Origin of the sequence: Stenotrophomonas sp. GD03877 (assembly GCF_029840555.1) — a bacterium.
Taxonomy (GTDB): Bacteria; Pseudomonadota; Gammaproteobacteria; order Xanthomonadales; family Xanthomonadaceae; genus Stenotrophomonas; species Stenotrophomonas geniculata.
Window position 1 is genome coordinate 12,729 of sequence record NZ_JAOCCT010000036.1, and the last position, 17,057, is coordinate 29,785.

Annotated in this window: 15 protein-coding genes; 2 read left to right on the forward strand and 13 right to left on the reverse strand. The window is 67.4% G+C overall.

Annotation, left to right across the window (positions count from 1 at the left end; translation table 11 throughout):
* Positions 1-14: 14 nt before the first annotated feature.
* From N5D20_RS20700 to N5D20_RS20755, 12 genes are all read right to left on the reverse strand, one after another.
* Positions 15-785 carry a LytTR family DNA-binding domain-containing protein gene (locus N5D20_RS20700; protein ID WP_010484137.1) on the reverse strand — a complete coding sequence of 257 codons (771 nt, stop codon included), beginning with the start codon at positions 783-785 and terminating at the stop codon, positions 15-17.
* Positions 775-2,034: a histidine kinase gene (locus N5D20_RS20705; RefSeq protein ID WP_010484138.1), complete on the reverse strand. Its 1,260-nt coding sequence runs from the start codon at positions 2,032-2,034 to the stop codon at positions 775-777. The genes N5D20_RS20700 and N5D20_RS20705 overlap by 11 nt, the downstream gene beginning before the upstream one ends.
* A gap of 176 nt (positions 2,035-2,210) precedes the next feature.
* Positions 2,211-3,860: a M28 family metallopeptidase gene (locus tag N5D20_RS20710; RefSeq protein WP_279915214.1), complete on the reverse strand. Its 1,650-nt coding sequence runs from the start codon at positions 3,858-3,860 to the stop codon at positions 2,211-2,213.
* 347 nt (positions 3,861-4,207) lie between these two features.
* A complete protein-coding gene (locus N5D20_RS20715; protein WP_100447564.1) occupies positions 4,208-5,854 on the reverse strand; it encodes a CsgG/HfaB family protein in 1,647 nt (548 codons plus the stop codon).
* 16 nt (positions 5,855-5,870) lie between these two features.
* Positions 5,871-6,548: a hypothetical protein gene (locus N5D20_RS20720; RefSeq protein WP_019337988.1), complete on the reverse strand. Its 678-nt coding sequence runs from the start codon at positions 6,546-6,548 to the stop codon at positions 5,871-5,873.
* Between the two features lie 135 nt (positions 6,549-6,683).
* Positions 6,684-7,784, reverse strand: a complete 1,101-nt coding sequence (locus N5D20_RS20725) for a hypothetical protein (protein ID WP_049480830.1) — start codon at positions 7,782-7,784, stop codon at positions 6,684-6,686.
* On the reverse strand, positions 7,775-8,971 hold the full coding sequence (locus N5D20_RS20730; protein WP_197646512.1) for a hypothetical protein: 1,197 nt from the start codon (positions 8,969-8,971) through the stop codon (positions 7,775-7,777). Before N5D20_RS20730 ends, N5D20_RS20725 begins: the two co-directional genes overlap by 10 nt.
* A gap of 107 nt (positions 8,972-9,078) precedes the next feature.
* The gene (locus N5D20_RS20735; RefSeq protein WP_279915215.1) at positions 9,079-10,341 is read right to left on the reverse strand and encodes a sigma-70 family RNA polymerase sigma factor; all 1,263 of its coding nucleotides are present in this window, start codon (positions 10,339-10,341) and stop codon (positions 9,079-9,081) included.
* Between the two features lie 45 nt (positions 10,342-10,386).
* Complete coding sequence (locus tag N5D20_RS20740; RefSeq protein WP_010484145.1) at positions 10,387-10,743, reverse strand: DUF1428 domain-containing protein; 357 nt, start codon at positions 10,741-10,743, stop codon at positions 10,387-10,389.
* A gap of 24 nt (positions 10,744-10,767) precedes the next feature.
* Positions 10,768-11,178 (reverse strand): VOC family protein, encoded by a 411-nt coding sequence (locus N5D20_RS20745; protein ID WP_279915216.1) that lies wholly within the window; start codon positions 11,176-11,178, stop codon positions 10,768-10,770.
* 40 nt (positions 11,179-11,218) lie between these two features.
* Complete coding sequence (locus N5D20_RS20750) at positions 11,219-11,641, reverse strand: VOC family protein (protein ID WP_005407887.1); 423 nt, start codon at positions 11,639-11,641, stop codon at positions 11,219-11,221.
* 66 nt (positions 11,642-11,707) lie between these two features.
* On the reverse strand, positions 11,708-12,121 hold the full coding sequence (locus N5D20_RS20755) for a YciI family protein (RefSeq protein WP_043403334.1): 414 nt from the start codon (positions 12,119-12,121) through the stop codon (positions 11,708-11,710).
* A 736-nt stretch (positions 12,122-12,857) separates the two neighbouring features.
* Here N5D20_RS20755 and N5D20_RS20760 point away from each other — a divergent pair.
* Positions 12,858-13,265, forward strand: coding sequence for a YciI family protein (locus N5D20_RS20760; protein WP_049436979.1), 408 nt, complete (start codon positions 12,858-12,860; stop codon positions 13,263-13,265).
* Here the strand turns inward: N5D20_RS20760 and N5D20_RS20765 are convergent.
* Positions 13,243-15,324, reverse strand: a complete 2,082-nt coding sequence (locus tag N5D20_RS20765; RefSeq protein ID WP_279915254.1) for an NHL repeat-containing protein — start codon at positions 15,322-15,324, stop codon at positions 13,243-13,245. The two genes, N5D20_RS20760 and N5D20_RS20765, sit on opposite strands and share 23 nt — an antisense overlap.
* A gap of 165 nt (positions 15,325-15,489) precedes the next feature.
* On the opposite strand from N5D20_RS20765, the gene N5D20_RS20770 reads away from it, so the two are divergent.
* Positions 15,490-17,010, forward strand: coding sequence for a hypothetical protein (locus tag N5D20_RS20770; protein WP_279947602.1), 1,521 nt, complete (start codon positions 15,490-15,492; stop codon positions 17,008-17,010).
* Positions 17,011-17,057 lie beyond the last annotated feature (47 nt).

A 17,057-nucleotide genomic window follows, 5' to 3' on the forward strand; every position in this document is an offset into this window, starting at 1 on the left:
CCTCCAGGATGCGGCTACATGCCGCGGAACAGGCTCATGAACGGCTGGCTGACCACCAGCGTCTCCGTGCGCCCGCGCAGGCGCAGCACGCCGCGCCCGGTATCGTCGCGGCTGACCGCCGCCACCGCCTTCATGTTGACGATGGTCGAGCGATGGATCTGGCGGAAATGCTGCGGGTCGAGCACTTCCAGCAGTTCGCGCAGCGGCGTGCGCAACAGGCTCTCGCCGGCAGCGGTCACCACGGTGGTGTACTTGTTGTCGGCACGGAAGTAGGCCACGTCTTCCAGCATGATCAGCTGCGTCTCGCGGCCGTTGCTGGCGGTGATCCAGGCCAATGGCGGGCGCTCTGCCGCACCCTGCGATGGCCCCAGGCGCCGCAGCAGGCGCTCGAGTACGGCATCGTCCTGGCGCGTTGATGGCAGCCGCGACAGGATGCGTTCACGGGTGGCCAGCAGGCGCTCGTCGCTGACCGGCTTCAGCAGGTAATCCATCGCGCCCTGCTCGAACGCGTCGATGGCGTACTGGTCGTAGGCGGTGACGAACACCACCTGGGTGCGCGGGCTCAGCTCGGACAGCGAACGGGCTACTTCAATGCCACTGATGCCGGGCATGCGAATATCGAGGAAGGCGATGTCCGGCTGCTTCTCGGCCAGCTGCTCCAGTGCACTGGCGCCATCCTCGCACTCGGCCACCAGCTTCAGGTCCGGCCACAACCGGCCCAGCTGCTCGACCAGCGACTGCCGCAGCAGTTCCTCGTCTTCGGCAATGAGCGCCTCAAGCGGCATGGCTGCGCTCCTTGCTCGACTGCGGCAGGGTCATGGTTGCGGCCACGCCGCTGGGGAAGTTGGCGACGATCGCCACGCCGGCCTGCTCACCGCAGGTCAGGCGCAGGCGCTCGCGCAGGTTCTTCAGGCCGATGCCGGTACCGCTGGTGCCCTGGCCGAAGCCGAGGCCATCATCGGCCACCGTCACCGTCACATGGTCATCGAAGCCACGGGCCAGGATCCAGATCGTGCCACCGCCGGGCTTGGGTTCCAGGCCATGCTTGATCGCGTTCTCCACCAGCGTCTGCAGCGCCATCGCCGGCAGCTGCACGCCGTGCAGCTCGTTCGGCACCTGCACCTCCACCCCCAGCCGTGCGCCCATGCGGATACGCAGGATCTCCAGGTAGGCACGGGTGCGCTCCAGCTCCACGCCCAGCGTGGACAGCGATTCGTCCACCTGTGGCAACGAGCTGCGCAGGTACTGGATCAGGTGGCCCAGCATCTGGTCGGCACGTGCCGGGTCGGTGCGGGTCAGCACCTGCGCGTTGGCCAGCGTGTTGTAGAGGAAGTGCGGTTCCACCTGCGCATGCAGCAGATTCAACCGGGCCACCGACAGTTCCTTTTCCACCTGGGTCTGCTCGGCCGCGGCCTGCTCGTCGCGGCGCTGGTCGGCAACACGGCGGCTGATCGCGCGGGTGACCGCTTCGGCGTTCTCGAAGTTGCTGCCCTCATCCAGCGCCAGCAGGTCGGCCCACCAGCCGGCATCCGGTTCAAACAGCAGGGTGACGGTACTGGTGCCCTGCCCCGGCGTGACCGTCGCCAGCACGCTGTTGCGCTTGATCGCCAGCCGAGCCGGCAGATTCCAGCGCGACGGCTGGCGGCCGTTCCAGGCATCCACGCGGCGCACGTAGGCCCGTACCTGCAGGCTGCCGGCCGAACTTTCCACGTCTTCAACGCGCGGCAGTTCGGCGATGGCCGCTTCCACCACCGAGAATGCCTGGCCGGCGTCCATCGGCAGTTCCACCTGGCGGCGCTGGCGGCCGGAGAGCGTGGTCGAATCCAGCCGGCCGGCGACCAGCCAGACGCGGCGTACATGGGTAATCGCGCTGCCCAGCGCGGAAATCATCAGGAACATCGCCAGCAGGCCGAAGATCCAGCCCGGGCCATCGTTCATGCCGCTGAAGATGCCGCTCCAGACCATGCCGGCGACAAACAGCGCCGCAGCCCAGGCCAGCAGGTGACGAAGCAGGAGAGAGAGGCTGGCAAACACGGCGGCGCCTTGGAGGAAGGGGGTGAGCCGAGCATAGGGCGGCCCGCCGGGCAAACAAGCGGGCTGCGACGAAGGGCCCGAAAGCGGGGATGGAAGCCGTTACGGAAACGCCGGGCATGGCCCGGCGTTTCCGGGCGGGGGCAATGCCGGCCAGCGGCCGGCACTACCGAACGCCGTTATTTGCGCTGGTCGGCGCTGGCATCACGCACGGCGCGGAACGACTCGTCCCTGCTCCAGTTCGGCCAGCTGCGCGAATTGGCCAGCTGGTTGCCCAGCGTGTACAGCACTTCCAGGTCGCGGGCGGCACCGGCGAACACCCAGTCCGGTTGCCATTCGTCGCCCTGCTGGTGGTAACGCTTGGCGGTGTAGTCCTCGGAGGCCTTCTTGCCCGCGGCCACGCCGCCATCCACCCAGTCCTGGCCGGCCGACCAGGACAGCGCCGGCACGCCACGCTTGGCGAACGGGAAGTGATCGGAGCGGAAGAACAGGCCGGCTTCCGGCTTCGGGTCCGGCGTGTAGCGGATGTCCCAGCCCTTGGCCACGTCCTTCAGCTGGTCCAGCAGCTCGAAGCGCGCGGCGCCGTAGATGCCGAAATCACGCGACGGCCCGAACGGTGCCATGCCATCCATGTTGATCACCGCCACGGTCTTTTCCAGCGGGTACAGCGGATGGGTGGCGTAGTACTCCGAACCCAGCAAGCCCTTTTCCTCGGCGGTGACCGCCAGGAACAGCACCGAGCGCTCGGGGCGCCTGGCCTTGGCGAAGCCGCGCGCCAGTTCGATCAGCGATGCGGTGCCACTGGCGTTGTCCAGTGCGCCATTGAAGATCCGGTCGCCACGCGCGTCCGGCTCGCCCACGCCGATGTGGTCCCAGTGCGCGCTGTAGACGATGGTCTCGTCCGGGTGGCGGCTGCCTTCCAGGCGTGCGGCCACGTTGTGCGAGGTGATCACTTCGGTCTTCACCGCGTACTTCGCGTCCAGGCTGGCGCCGGTCAGCGGCACCGGGGTGAAGTCGCGCTGCTGCGCCTTCTTCTTCAGCGCTTCGAAGTCCTGCCCGGCAGAGCGGAACAGCTCCACGGCCAGGTCGCGCTGGATCCAGCCTTCCAGCAGCGGGTGGCTGTCGGCCGGGTTGTCACGCACCACGTCGAACATGGTGTTGGTGTTGGAGCCGGCCACGGTGGCCCAGCCGTACGACGCCGGTGCGGTCTCGTGCACGATCAGCACGCCCAGCGCGCCCTGGCGGGCACCTTCTTCGTACTTGTAGGTCCAACGGCCGTAGTAGGTCATGCCCTTGCCGTCGAAGTCGCCCTGGCCGGTCTCGAAGTCCGGGTCGTTGATCAGCACGACGGCGATCTTGCCCTTCAGGTCCACGCCCTTGAAGTCGTCCCAGTTGCGCTCCGGGGCCTTCACGCCGTACCCGAGGAACACCAGCGGGGCCTTGCTGATGTCGACGTTGCTGGCGCCGTTCATGGCGGCGCGCACGGCGATCTGCTTGCCCTGCTCCAGCGGCACGGTCTTGCCGCCCTGGTGCAGCTCCAGCTGCGGTGCGCCGACGATGTCGCCCTTGCGCAGCGGCACGGCCTGGGTCCACAGGCGCTTGCCATCCTTGAGGTCACCGCCCGGCTGCAGGCCGGCATCGGCGAACTGCTTGCTGAGGAAGGCGATGGTCTTCTCTTCGCCGGCGGTGGCCGGGGAGCGGCCTTCGTAGGCGTCGGAGGCCAGTTCCTTGACGTCGGCGGAGATCCGCGCGCCGTCGAATTTCGGGGTGGCGGCCATCAGTGCGCTCGACACTGACAGGGCCAGCAGGCCCAGTGCTACTCGCTTCATTGCTCTCTCCAGCAGGGAAATCCTTCTGGAGTGTAATGGGATTCGGCAGGGCTGCGCCCTGCACCTGCAGAGGCCAGGGCAACAGCAACAGCCGAAGCAACAGCGGCATTCCGTGGGATGGCGGGGTGGGTCCGGTTGCGGGGGTCGCTGCAAGTACGTCCATGTAAGCTCGGTCGCCGCATCCATGCGGCTCACGCCCCCGCAACCGGACCCACCCCGCCTTCGACAGATTCCCGCTGCTGTTGGTAGGTGTCGACCTTGGTCGACACGCTCGGAAACACGAAGGGGTCAGATCCCTTTCCCGTCGGGAAAGGGCTCTGACCCCATCTGTGTGTTGCTTGAGCCTGTTACCAGTTCGGGTCTTCGGCCGGGGCCGCCGCGGCCTTGGGCTTCGGCTTGGCGGCCGGGCGTGCGGCGGCGGCGGGAGCGGCCGAGGCGGTCGCGCCTGCGGCGGCCGTTGCCGGCTTGCTGCCCAGCTTCTGGCGCAGTTCGATCTGGCCCGGGCGGAAGCCGCCGCGCATCGCGTCGACGCCGTCTTCGATGGTGCCGTAGGACGTCTGTGCAGCCACGCGATCGATGCGGATGGTGCAGCACGGGTGTTCGCTGCGGCCCAGCGAGCGGCCGGTCTGCGGGTCCTTCAGTTCTTCGCCCAGGCGCACGGCCTGCCAGCGCTGGCCAGCCTGCAGCGTTTCGCCGCCCTGGCTCAGTACCACCTGGTCGCCGTCCACCGAGACCACCGACACCGGGAACAGCGTGGTGACGATGGTGGTGCCGATCTGGCCGGACAGCGACTCCATCATCGCCGCCGCCATGTTGCGACCGTTGACCACGCGCGGCAGGGTGCTGGGGCCGGTCGAGGCCAGCTGGTGGTCGAAGCTGTCGGACATCACCACCTGGCCGGTGGTGGCGTTGATCAGGCGCAGAGTGATGCGCCCGCCACCGGAGTACGAGGTCACCTGGCGGTCGGACATGCGCAGGTTGCGCACGCTGCGCGGGTATTCGAAACGTTCGATGGTCGGGATCAGGATCAGGTCGGTCGCCAGCTGCTGGCCCACGCGTGCGGTGTCCTGCAGGCGCACGTTGCCGCTGTTGATGTGGTCGATCTCGGCCTGCAGCTCGTCACCAAACTCGCGGTCCAGCACGATAAAGCGCTGGGTCTGGGTCAGCGTGTCGGACAGGCGTGCGCGGATCGCGTCGGCCACTTCGTCCGCGTCCACGCGGCCGTCGCCCACGGCGTAGCTGCCGGCCTTGGTGCGCGGCAGTGCAACCACGATCTTCGGCTTGCCCTGCTCGTCCGGTGCACGGTACTGGGCGATCTGTGCGCGCACGCGCACCTTCCAGTAGCTGCGCATGCTGCGATGGGTCACATCGGAATCGTAGGAGCTGGCGCCACGCTTGGCATCAACACTCACCTTCTCGTCGTAGCTTTGCTTGACACTGGCCGAGGCCGAACCGCCCTTGGCCGAGGCTTCGCCGGACGCACTGGCCGACGCCGAGCCCTTGAAGCTCCAGCCTTCGTCGCTGGCGCGCACGCGGGCGATGGTTTCCTCGTCCAGCTGCCGCACTTCTTCCTGCGACAGGATTTCATAGCCCAGCACCGCGCCCTGCGAGCCGGCGATCATCTGCTGGGTGAACGCGTCGGCGCGGATATCGCCGACGTGTTCGTCATCCACATCCACATGCAGGCCTGCACGCAGGCTCTGCATCTGGCTGGCCACGCGTACGCCGTTGACCTGCGCCACCGCCGACTGCAATGCCGCCAGCACCGCCAGTTCCGGGGTGCTGCCGATGCCGTCGGCTTCGCGCGCGACCTGGGTGGTGCCGCCGAAATCCGGCGTGCCACGCAGGGGCGCTGCTTCCACGGGCGCATTGCTGGCCAGTGCACTGGTTGCCTTGTCCTTGGCGGGCGCGGCGGCCGGGGTGTCCTGCTTGCCACAGGCTGCAAGCAGCGTGGCAGCCAGGCCCAGGCCGATCAAACGGTAGGTCATACGCATGGAGATTCGCCTCGGATCAGAGCTTGTCGAGCATCGAATCGGCGTTGGACGGCACCTTCACCTTGCTCTTCTTGGCGAAGGTCACGGCCGACTTGGTCGAGCCGTACAGGCCCTGGATGAAGCCCGGCGATTCCTTGGCCACCCATGCACCTGCCGCCAGCTTGCGGCCGACGGTGGCCAGCTGGGTCGCACCCAGGTTCTTCATGCCGGCGGTGAAGTTGCTGGCTTCGCCGCCCAGCTTCTGTGCTTCGGCCGCCGAGGACAGCAGCGAGACCAGGCCTTCGGCGTAGTGCTGCTTGGATTCAGCGTTCAGTTCCGGCTGTGCGGCCTGGCGCTCGTTGATCGCCGCCTGCGCCGCTTCGCTGACCGACACCGACTTCTTCATCGCATCGACGCTGACCGAACCCGACGACAGCGCCTGGCGCTCGGCTTCCAGCAGCTGCACCTGCTCGGCCAGGCCGAAGGCGCGGGCGAACGAGGTCTGGGCCTGCAGCGAGTGCGACTGCGAGGTAACGAAACGACGCACCAGCGCTTCCTGCGCGGCTTCGTCCGGAGCGGCGGCGCTGGAAGCGCTGCTGCTGGAGGTGCCGGTGGCGGCACCGGCCAGGTCCTTCAGCTTGCCCAGGCCAGCGTGGGCCGGCATCGACAGGGTGGCGGCAGCGATGGCCACGACAAGAGCGGTAGTGCGGATCATGGGATTTCCTTTATGAGAGAGACGGCCGCAGCGCGGCACGCGAGATCGGGGATGGCAGCGAGTCAGTGCCGAGCAAGCTCGGCACCCACCAGAGCCGGTAGCGCCGGGCCATGCCCGGCGAGCGCAGCGGTAACGTCAGCGGACCGCCTTGACGTTCAGTTCGTTGATCATCTGCTGCGCGGCCTTCTCGGCGGCCAGCTGCAGGGCGTTGGTGCGAGCGACGGTTTCATTCGGGCCGGTGCCGGAGAACTGCACCGGGCCCACCGACGACACGGTGCGCGGGAAGCGACCGGTCACGTCCAGCACCTTGCCGGTGACGGTGACGAACACGCGGGTATTGCCGCTGGCCGGATCGCGGTCGCGCATGCCGACGTCGAGGGTACCGACGGCGATGTACGGGATGTTGGCCGCACGGATGCCGTTGGCGGTGTCACGCAGGGTGGCGGCAGACAGGTCGTTGCCGGTGCTGAAATCCTTGCGGATGCGCTCGATGCTCAGCAGGCCGCGCGATTCGCCTTCCACGTACTCGGCTTCAACCACTTCGTAGCCGGCAGCGCTGAAGGCACCGGTCATCGCAGTGTTGACCTCGGCCGCGTTGGCCACCTTCCAGCTGATGTTGTCGCTGCGCTGGGTGGTGCTGCCACCGCTGGTGACCGACATCGAACCGTTCTGGTTGATGCTGCCGTTGGTACTCACCGAGTTGCCGCGGAAGCTGTCGCCTTCACGGGTGTTCTCGCTGTAGCTGCTGCTGGCGTCGACGCGGCGGTATTCCTTGTCCTGGAACGACTGCACGGTGTCCTGCGAGCGCGCCATGAACAGGAAGGTCAGCAGCGAACGCTGCGCGGCGGTGGCACCGGCCACGGCCGAACCCGCATCCAGCTTGGTCTGCAGCAGGGTGGTGTTGATCTCGGCGCGGACGGTGACGGTGTAGGTCTTGGCCTTCTTGTCTTCGGTGTCCGACAGCTGCACGGCACTGAGCACGTAGCGGTCGATCTCGCCGATGAACTCGGCGCGGCGCGCTTCGAACAGGCGCAGCTTGGCCGCACCGGTTTCGGCGATGTACGCCTCCAGTGCATTGACCTTGGCCTTGTTCAGGGCCTGGGCACGGGTATCGGCACTCAGGCGCAGGCCGTAGCTGGCCGAACCGGTACCGCGCGAACTGGCGGTCTGTGCAGCGACCGGCGAGGCCACCACCAGGGCGATGAGGATGAGCAGGATGGTACGCATCAACGACATGACTTGATCAACTCCTGGAGGGCTTGGGTCTGCTGCTGCAACGGGCGGCCGCCCGGCTTCTGTTCGTCCAGCCAGCCGCGCGAATCGGCACGCTTGGCGGCGGCGCCGGCAAAGGCGTCGAAGCCGGCCAGCAGGGTTTCGTAGCTGGCCGACCACTGGTCGACCTGCCACTGCGTGACCGGCACCACCTTGGTGGCCCCCTTGCGCAGCGGCTGTTCGAAATAGACCTTGCCGGAGAACGGCTCGGTCACTTTGGCGGTGAAGAACGCGCCGAACAGCATCGTCTTCATCGCCGGGGTTTCTTCGATCACGCCGTTCTTCAACGCATCCACCTGCAGGTTGATGACGTAGTCCGGCTCGGGGATCTTCAGCTGGTAGACCTTGCCGTCGGCAAAGCGCGCCGCCATCGCACCACCGATCGCCTGGCCCGAGGCCGGCGGCAGCAGGCCGACGCCGGTATTGGACGACAGCGTCTTGGACAGTTCATGGGCCAGCGTGGCGCGCAGCGGGGCGTCCCACTTCGGGTCGGGCAGCTTGGCGCGGACCGCGTCGGACAGGGTCACGCCACCGACCTGCAGGCGACGCACCGCGGCATCGGGCAGCTTGGCCTGGGCCAGGCTGGCGGCCAGCACCTGCGACAGGCTGGTATCGGCGCTGCCGTACAGGAGATCGGCGACGATCGCGTCGATATCGTCGTTGTCCGGCCGGTAATCCTGCACGTCGATGCGCTGCAGGGTCAGCGGATAGGACGCGATCACCTGGCGCTCGCGGAAATCGAAGAACAGTGCCTGCAGCGCCACTTCCACCAGCACCTTGTACTGGTCACCGATCGGCTCGACCGAGACCAGTTCACGGTCCAGTGCCGCGGCCAGCACGGTCGCGCTGGTGGTGCCGTCGAGCATCGCCACCGGCTGGTCGATCAGCTGCAGGTGGGCCGGGGCGCGGCGCTTGAGCGACTGTGCCAGCGCCTGGTTCAACGGAATCAGGCCGCGCTGTTCAAGCACCGCATGCGCATGCGGCGTAGTCGCCTGCACGGCGGCGGCATCAGCGGTGTAGGCAAAACCGGCCCAATAGGCCTGCTGTGATTTGTCTGCCGCCTGCACGGCCATCGGCCATACGGCCAGGCACAGGGCACAGGCAAGCAGGCGCGCAAAAGCGCGCGATGCGCTCTTCGTCCTTGAATACATCCAACCGCTCCTCGGTCAATACGCATGGAAAGTGGACGCTGACGCGTCCGCTGGGCGCGAAACATAACGGCTCGCGGGCCCGCCGACAAGTGCTGCCTTCGTCGGGGTCACTCCGTGGGAGGCAGGCCGGCCCGTTGCCGCAGCAGGCCCCGCTCTGCCTGATTCTGGCTGAGTCCGGCGGCTTCCGCAAAAGCGTGACGTGCGTCCAAGTCGCGTCCCAGCGCCTGTAGTAATTCCCCGCGCACCACCTGCAGCGGCGCGTACTCGCGCAGTCGCGCATCCACCAGCAGCGGCTGCAGCTGCGCCCACGCCGCGAAGGCACCGTCGCTGCGCAGTATCGCCACCACGCGGTTCAATGCGACAACTGGCGAAGGCTGCACCTGCAACAGCTGCGTATAGAGCGTTGCGATGCGCGGCCAGTCGGTATCTTCGGGACGCCGCGCCGCCGCATGGCACGCTGCGATGCGCGCCTGCAGCACATAGGGATCGTCGCCGCCACCGGCGGCCAGCGCGCGCGCCAGCACCTGCTGCCCGCGTTCGATCTGCAGCCAGTCCCAGCGCGCGCGGTTCTGCTGGTCCAGCAGCACCGGCACGCCCTGCGCATCGGTCCGTGCTGCGGCACGCGAGGCCTGCAGCTCCATCAGCGCCAGCAGGCCCAGCACCGGCGGCACCGGCAGCCGGTGCGCCAGAATGCGCGCGAGTCGCAGTGCCTCCTCGCACAGCGCCGGACGCATCCAGTCGTCACCGGCACTGGCCGCATAGCCTTCGTTGAACACCAGGTAGATCGCCTCCAGCACCGAGCCGAGCCGCTCGGGCATCGCGTCAGCACGCGGGACCTCGTAGGGCACCTGCTTCTGCGCCAAAGTGCGCTTGGCGCGCACGATGCGCTGGGCGATGGTCGGCTCGGGCTGCAGGAAGCCACGTGCGATCTCAGTTGTGGTCAGGCCACCGAGCAGACGCAGGGTCAGTGCCACCCGTGCATCGGCCGGCAGCACCGGATGGCTGGCCACGAACATCAGCCGCAGCAGATCGTCACCCAGATCATCCTCCAGCGCCTGGCTGTCATCGGGTGCCGGCAGCGCCGCCGGATGCAGTTCCTCGCCCCACTGCGCATGCTGCTGCGCCACCCGCTGGTGCTGGCGCAGCACATCAATGGCACGGTTGCGCGCAGTGGTCATCAGCCAGGCTCCGGGATTGTCCGGGATGCCCTGCTCCGGCCAGCGCTCCAGCGCGGCCAGCCAGGTGTCCTGGGCCAGCTCCTCGGCACGGCCGACATCGCCCCCGAGCAGCCGCGCCAGGCGCGCGATCAACACCGGCGACTCCATCCGCCAGAGGGTTTCCAGACGCTGCGTCAGTGCGGGATCGGGCATGCGCCGATCACAGCACGCACGCCCGGCCCGCACAAGCGCCATGGCTCACGCTTCGACGATGGGCTTGAAGCCGCCCCAGAACATGCGCTTGGTATCGAACGGCATGTCCTTCGGGCCCAGCGACGCCAGCCGCGGGTCGGCCATCACCCTGGCGTTGATGCGGTCGCGCGCCGCGCGCGAGCGGAACACCACGAAGGCGACGATCACCGTTTCGCCGGGCTTGGCTTTCACCGCGCGCGGGAATGACGTGCTTTTGCCCGGCTCCACGTCGTCGGCCACGCACTCCATGTACTGCAGCGCGCCATGGTCCTTCCACACCGCGCCGGCCTTGCGGGCAAGGCGGCGGTAGGCCGCCACCTTGTCCTGCGGGCACGGCAGCACGTAAGCATCCACGTAAGCCATGAGGGTTCTCCCTTGCGGCGGCCGTCAGCCCGGTTCGCCGTCCATGTGTGCGATTTCCCAGAGATGGCCATCCAGGTCCTGGAAGCCACGCTGGTACATGAAGCCCAGGTCACGCGCCGGCTGCGGCTCGCTGGCGCCGGCGGCCAGTGCCTTGTCCACCAGCACATCAACGGCCTCGCGACTGGGCGCCGAGAGCGCATTGATCACTTCCGTGTGGGTGTGCGCATCGGCAATCGGCTTGTTGGTGAACTGCTGGAAAAAAGGTTGGGTCAGCAGCATCACGTAGATGCTCTCGCTGATGACCATGCCAGCCGCATCGTCATTGGTATAGGTTGGATTGAAGCTGTAGCCCAGCGCGGTGAAGAACGCTTTGGACCTCTCCAGATCCTGCACGGGCAGGTTGACGAAGATCATCTGCGGTTGTGGTGCACTCATTGGTAACGCTCCTTGTGGATGAAGAGGAAAGAGGGAGGGATCAGGGCTGCTTCATGCAGTTGACCATCCACGGCTTGCCGTAGCGATCAATCAGCATGCCCCAGCGGTGCGCCCAGAACGTTTCGGCGATCGGCATCTGCACCTGGCCACCTTCGGCCAGCGCAGCGAACACGCGTTCGGCTTCTTCGATGCTGTCGACGTCGACATTGATGGTGGTCGAGCCGCCCTCGCCACCGCCGGGACCGTCGGCCGCCATCACGATGGCGCTGCCGATTTCCAGCTGGCTGTGCGCAACGTGGTCGAGGGTTTCCGGCGGCATCTCGTTGCAGCCTGGCGAGCCATCGGAGGGCGGCATGTCGCGGTATTTCATTTCCGACGTGACCTGGCCACCGAGTGCCTTGGCGTAGAACGCCATCGCCTCATGGGCCTGGCCGCTGAAGCCGAGGAAGGGAATCAGTTTCATGGCAATACTCCGTTGTGCGGTTCAGGCAGTAGTGCCGGGTCCTGCCCGGCAGGGAGATGAATCGGGTCAACCTTCCAGCTGTGCACGCAGACGCTGTTCCTGCTGCTGTAAGTCGGGGGTGAAGGCTTCACCGAAGTCTTCGGCGGTGATCAGCGGGCGCAGTTCCAGCGTGCCGCCACTGCCGAACGGCGCGCGGCTGGCCCACTCGACAGCTTCCTCCAGCGACCGCACGTCCCACAGCCAGAAGCCGGCGATCTGTTCGCTGGCGGGACCGAACGGACCGGCCTCGACCCTGGGTGCGCCACTGCCGAAGTGAATGCGGCGACCGCGCTGGGTGGCGTGCAGGCCTTCACCGGCCAGCATGATGCCGGCGGCCACCAGTTGTTCGTTGAAGGCGCCCATTTCGGACAGTTCCTGTTCGCTGGGCATGCGGCCGGCTTCGGAGTCGGCGTTGGCCTTCACGATCACCATCACTTTCATTGCAGTCTCCCGTGGGGACGCGTGGTGCGTGCCCTTCACTGGGTACAACGAACCAGGGTCATCGGAATCGACACGTTTCCGGAAATTTTTTTTCTGCGTGGAAAGCACGCCTTCGGCGGGAGGCGGCGAACGGCGGAGCCCCTCCGTGGCGGGTTTGGGTTGGTCGCTGAAAGCTCGGGTTCATGGGTTTGGCCGGGTGGGTAGGCGGGTCGGGGGACGCCGTAAACCCATCCATGGGGGCTTGGCCGCGGCATCCATGCCGCGGACACCCCCGCCCCGCCTACCCACCCGGCCTTGGACAGTTTCTTGCCTCCGGTACCCACCACGGGAAGATCAAGAGAAAAGGCAAAAGCAACAGCAACAGCAACAGCAAAAGCAACGGCGGTTGGCTGGCGGCCTCTGCTTTGCGAGCGAAGCGACCCGCTTTTGCTCTTGTTGTTGATTTCCCGTGGTGGATCGGCCGCCGGAATCTGTCTGGGGCCGGGCGGGTGGGGTTGGCGGGGTATCCGCGCCATGGATGGCGCGGCTAAGCCCCCATGGACGGGTTCACGGCGTCCCCGCCAATCCCACCCGCCCGGCCCACCCTCAGGAAACCCGCTTTCAGCGACCAACCCACCCCACCACGGAGGGGCTCCGCCGTTCGCCGATCGCCCGCCGCAGGCGGCTTTTCGCGCTGCAGCATGCCGGCAGGCAAACCTGCGCCATCATGGGCACCCGCCCCCGCCAGGACAGTCCCATGCAGCAATACCTACTTCTGATCTACATCGAGCCTGCCCTGCTGCAGGCCCTGCCCATCGAAGAATTCAACGCGCTGATGCGCGACTGCCTCGCCCACGCCGACCAGCTGCAGGCCGAAGGCACGCTGCTGGCCGCGCAGAAGCTGCAGCCGGTCGACACCGCGCAGACGCTGCGCGTGCGTGACGGCCACAGCCGCGTATTGGATGGCCCGTTCGCCGAAACCCGCGAACTGCTGGCCGGCTTCAACCTGATCGTGGCCCGCGACCGCGACGAAGCCATGCGCATCGCCCGCGACTTCCCGTGGGCACGCTTCGGCAGCATCGAAGTGCGGCCGCTGGAAGACATGGACGCCGAGCGCGAACGCTGCGGCGCCCCGGCTGCCGCTATGGCAGCAGCCGTACCCTGATCTCGCGCGGGCCGATGCCTTCGTTGCCGCTGTAGTCGCGCACACTGGCGCGCACGATGTACTCACCCGGCGGCAGCGCCGACGGCTGCCAACGCCCGGTTTCCATCAGGCCGTCACGCACGGTGTTGGTGGCCAGATAGCGGAAACGGGTCACCGCGCTGCCATGCACGGTGATCCCACTGTCGGGGGCGTAGGCCACGCGCACCGCTTCCTTCTGCGGCGGCATGCGGTTGAACACGATGTTCCAGCGCGGCTGCTCGTAACCCTGCAGCGGCTGCCCAGCCGCATCGAGGATCTGGTAGCCCACCTGGTACATGCCCAGGCGTCGGCGTGGCAGGTTGTTGTCGACCTGGTCCCAGGCCTCGATCACGATCTGCACGCCACGCCCCTGCCGCGCCACCATCACCACACCGTCGCTGCCGGCGGCCATGGGCTGGTCGGTGTCGTCCAGCAGCGCCACATCGGTGATGCGCGGTGCGAAGTGGTCGGCGTAGTTCTGGAAGCCCAGCGCCACGGCGTTGGTCTCGAAACCACCGGTACCCACGGCCAGGTGCACATGCGCCTGGTTGTTGATGCTGCCCAGGCGATCGCCGACGTGGATACGCATGCCGCGGCGCACGCGCATCCGCTCCAGCCTGCCCTGCTCGTCGTACAGCGCCTGCCAGCGCGCATCGAACGGTTCATTGCGTGGGGTGCGGCCCACCCGCATGTGGATGTACTTGAGGCGATCCACGGCCAGGCCCTCGGCCTGCTCGCCCAGGCTCCAGGCCGCCATCGGGCTGCTGATCTTGCCATCGGCGATCGCCAGCACGGTCTGGCCCACATCACCGCGCACGTCGAAGCCACCGTGCAGGTGATGGCGACTCTCGCCCTTGAAGTTGCCGCGCACTTCACCCAGTGTGCCGACCACTTCGTGCCAGCCATCCTGCGGCGCCAACGGCCAGCGCCCGCCGGTATCGGGCAGGGCGGCATCGGCGGCCGGGCCGACCAGTGCCGGCGCGGGCAGGTCGCCTACCGGCAGTGGGCGCAGGCGATGCAGACGGTAGCTGGCGGCGTCGGCCACCAGCACGCTGCCATCGGCATCCATCGCCAATCCGCTGGGGCGGGCCAGGCGTGGCAGTCGACCGTTGCCGACCAGCGCGATCTGGTGGCCCTGGGGCGTCACCTGCACGATGCGGCCATCAAGATCACCCACGTACAGCACGCCGTCGTGGGTGGTGGCCAGCGACAGCGGCCCATTGATCACGCCACCGGCGGCGACCACGGTGCTGACCGTGCCATCAGCGCCTATGCGGCGTACCGCGTTGTTGAACAGATCGGCCACCAGCAGCGCGCCCTGCGCATCGAAGGCCAGTGCCACCGGCGTATCGAAGCGCGCCGCAGCGCCCACGCCATCGGCCATTCCCGGGCGCTCACCACCGGCCAGGGTGCGCACGTTGCCATCAGTACCGATCACCCGGATGCGGTCGTTGTAGGTATCGGCCACGTAGACCTGGCCCTGCGCGTCCACCGCGATGCCCATCGGCGCATCAAAGCGCGCCTGCGCGGCCGGCCCATCGGCATAGCCCTGTTCACCACCCGCCAGCGTGGTCACCTGCCCATCGGTGCCGATCCGGCGGATCGCATGGTTGCCGGTGTCGGCCACATACAGGTTGCCCTGCGCGTCGGCGGCAATGCCCGAGGGCGTATTGAAACTGGCCTGCAGTGCCGGGCCATCGACGCGCCCCTCGCCCTGCCCGGCCACCGTTTCAACACGGCCATCGGGAAGGCGGCGACGGATCCGGTTGTTGTCGCCGGCATCGGTGAAATAGACGCTGCCATCGGCACTGCGCAGCAACGCGTAGGGATCGGCGAAACGTGCCTGCGCGGCGGCGCCGTCGCGGTTGCCCGGGTGGCCATCGCCGGCCAGCGGTTCGATCTGCGCGGTCCACGCCAGCGGCGTTGGAACCGGACCCACCGGTTCAGCCAGCGTATGCAGCGGTGTCTCCCACCAGGTCGCAGCCAATGCCACTACCGTCGCCAACGCTACGCCTGCCGCCATCCATTGCCACCGTGCCATCGTGCTGCGCTGCCTGCCTGCTGCCTGAAGAGGCACCGACAATAGACGCTGAACGCACGATCCGCCATGGCCAATCGTACGGCCAAACGCCAGAGTTCCATCCATCGCGCTTGTTCTCGCTGGCTGCAGCGGGTTCAATGCGGTTCCCACGGATGGAGATCCTCCATGCCCCGCATCCTCCCCCTCGCCGCCCTGCTGATTGCCGCATTGGCCAGTTCATCCGCCACCGCCTCGATCACGTTGGTGCCACAGAAGCCGTCCGTCACCGCCGATGCAATGCACCAGGCCTATGCCACGCGATGGGATGAGGCCATCCAGCAGTCGCGCAGTGGCAACACGCTGGGCGCGCTGATCGCGATGGAACGGCTGATGGAAGATCCGATGCTGGATGACTTCGATGCCGAACATCGCGGCCGCGCCGCGCAGGTGGCTGGCTGGACCGCGATGGTGCAGAAGAAGCCGGATCAGGCCCGCCGCTACCTGCAGCGCGCTCAGGAAGCACTGCCGGACGATGCGCAGATCCTGCTGACCCTGGTCTCGGTGGAACTGTCCGAGAACCAACCAGCGCCCGCCACGAAGCACCTGGTGCAGGCACTGAAGCATGCCGACGCGCCGTTGCCGGTGGACCGCCACGCGATCAACTACCTGCAGTTCCGCCTGCGGGACCAGCCGCAGCAGCGCATGGAACTGCTGCAGGCGCTGTTCGACAACGGCTGGAAGAGCGGCGGCCTGGAACCCACCGGAATGTGGCTGGCACTGGCCACGCTGCAGGCCGACAACGGCCGTGGCGACGATATTCCCGCCACGCTGGCGCGCATCACCGGTCCCGCCGAAATCATCCGCCTGCGCAGTGACAAACGGTTTGACCGCTATGTCGACCGCGCCGATGCCCGCTTCGATCCGGTGCAGGCTGCACAGAAGCACCTCGACGAACTGCGGGTTTCCGGCCTGCTCGACCGGGCGCTGGATGCACGCATGGCCGAGTTCAGCAGCACGCTGCTGATGCTGGACCGCAACGAGGAAGTGCTGGCACTGACCGATGGCATGGCCAGTGCGGCGGCCGAGGGCGAGTCGCCCTCGGCGGCGGAAGCCGAATGGGTGGCGTGGCTGCTCAACAGCCGGCTTACGGCGCTGCGCCGGCTGGGCCGTACCGATGATGCGCTGGCGGCAGCCAAACTGGCCGCACGCATCGGCGCACTGGGCCCGGATGGTGCCGAGCACCAGTTCAACGTCGGCTTCGTGTTCAGTTCGCTGGGCCGCATGCAGGATGCCGCCACCGCGGTGAATGACATGCCGGGCCTGGCCGGATACGGCAAGGCGGCCCAGGCACTGCTGCAGTTCGTTGCCGCCCGTGAACGTGGCGATGCCAAGGCCGAACAGGCCGCGCGTGCAGCGATCCTGGCCCAGGGCGATGACGCGCGCCTGTTCCAGCGCGAGATGCTGCTGGACGAGGGCAATCTCGACGGCGCCGCTGCCGTGCTGATCGAACAGCTGCGCTCACCCGTCGAGCGCGGCGAGACACTGGCCTCCCTGCAGGACATGCGCACCTATCCGTCGCTGCCCGGTGACGTGAAGATCGATGCGGCCTGGCGTGCGCTGAAGCAACGCGCCGACGTGCAGGCCGAGGTTGACCGCCTGGGCCGCATCGAACGCTACGAACTGGTCAGCACTTCCACCTCGCGCTGAGGAGCTTTTGTGTAGCGCCGAGCCCATGCTCGGCTGCAATTGGCGCA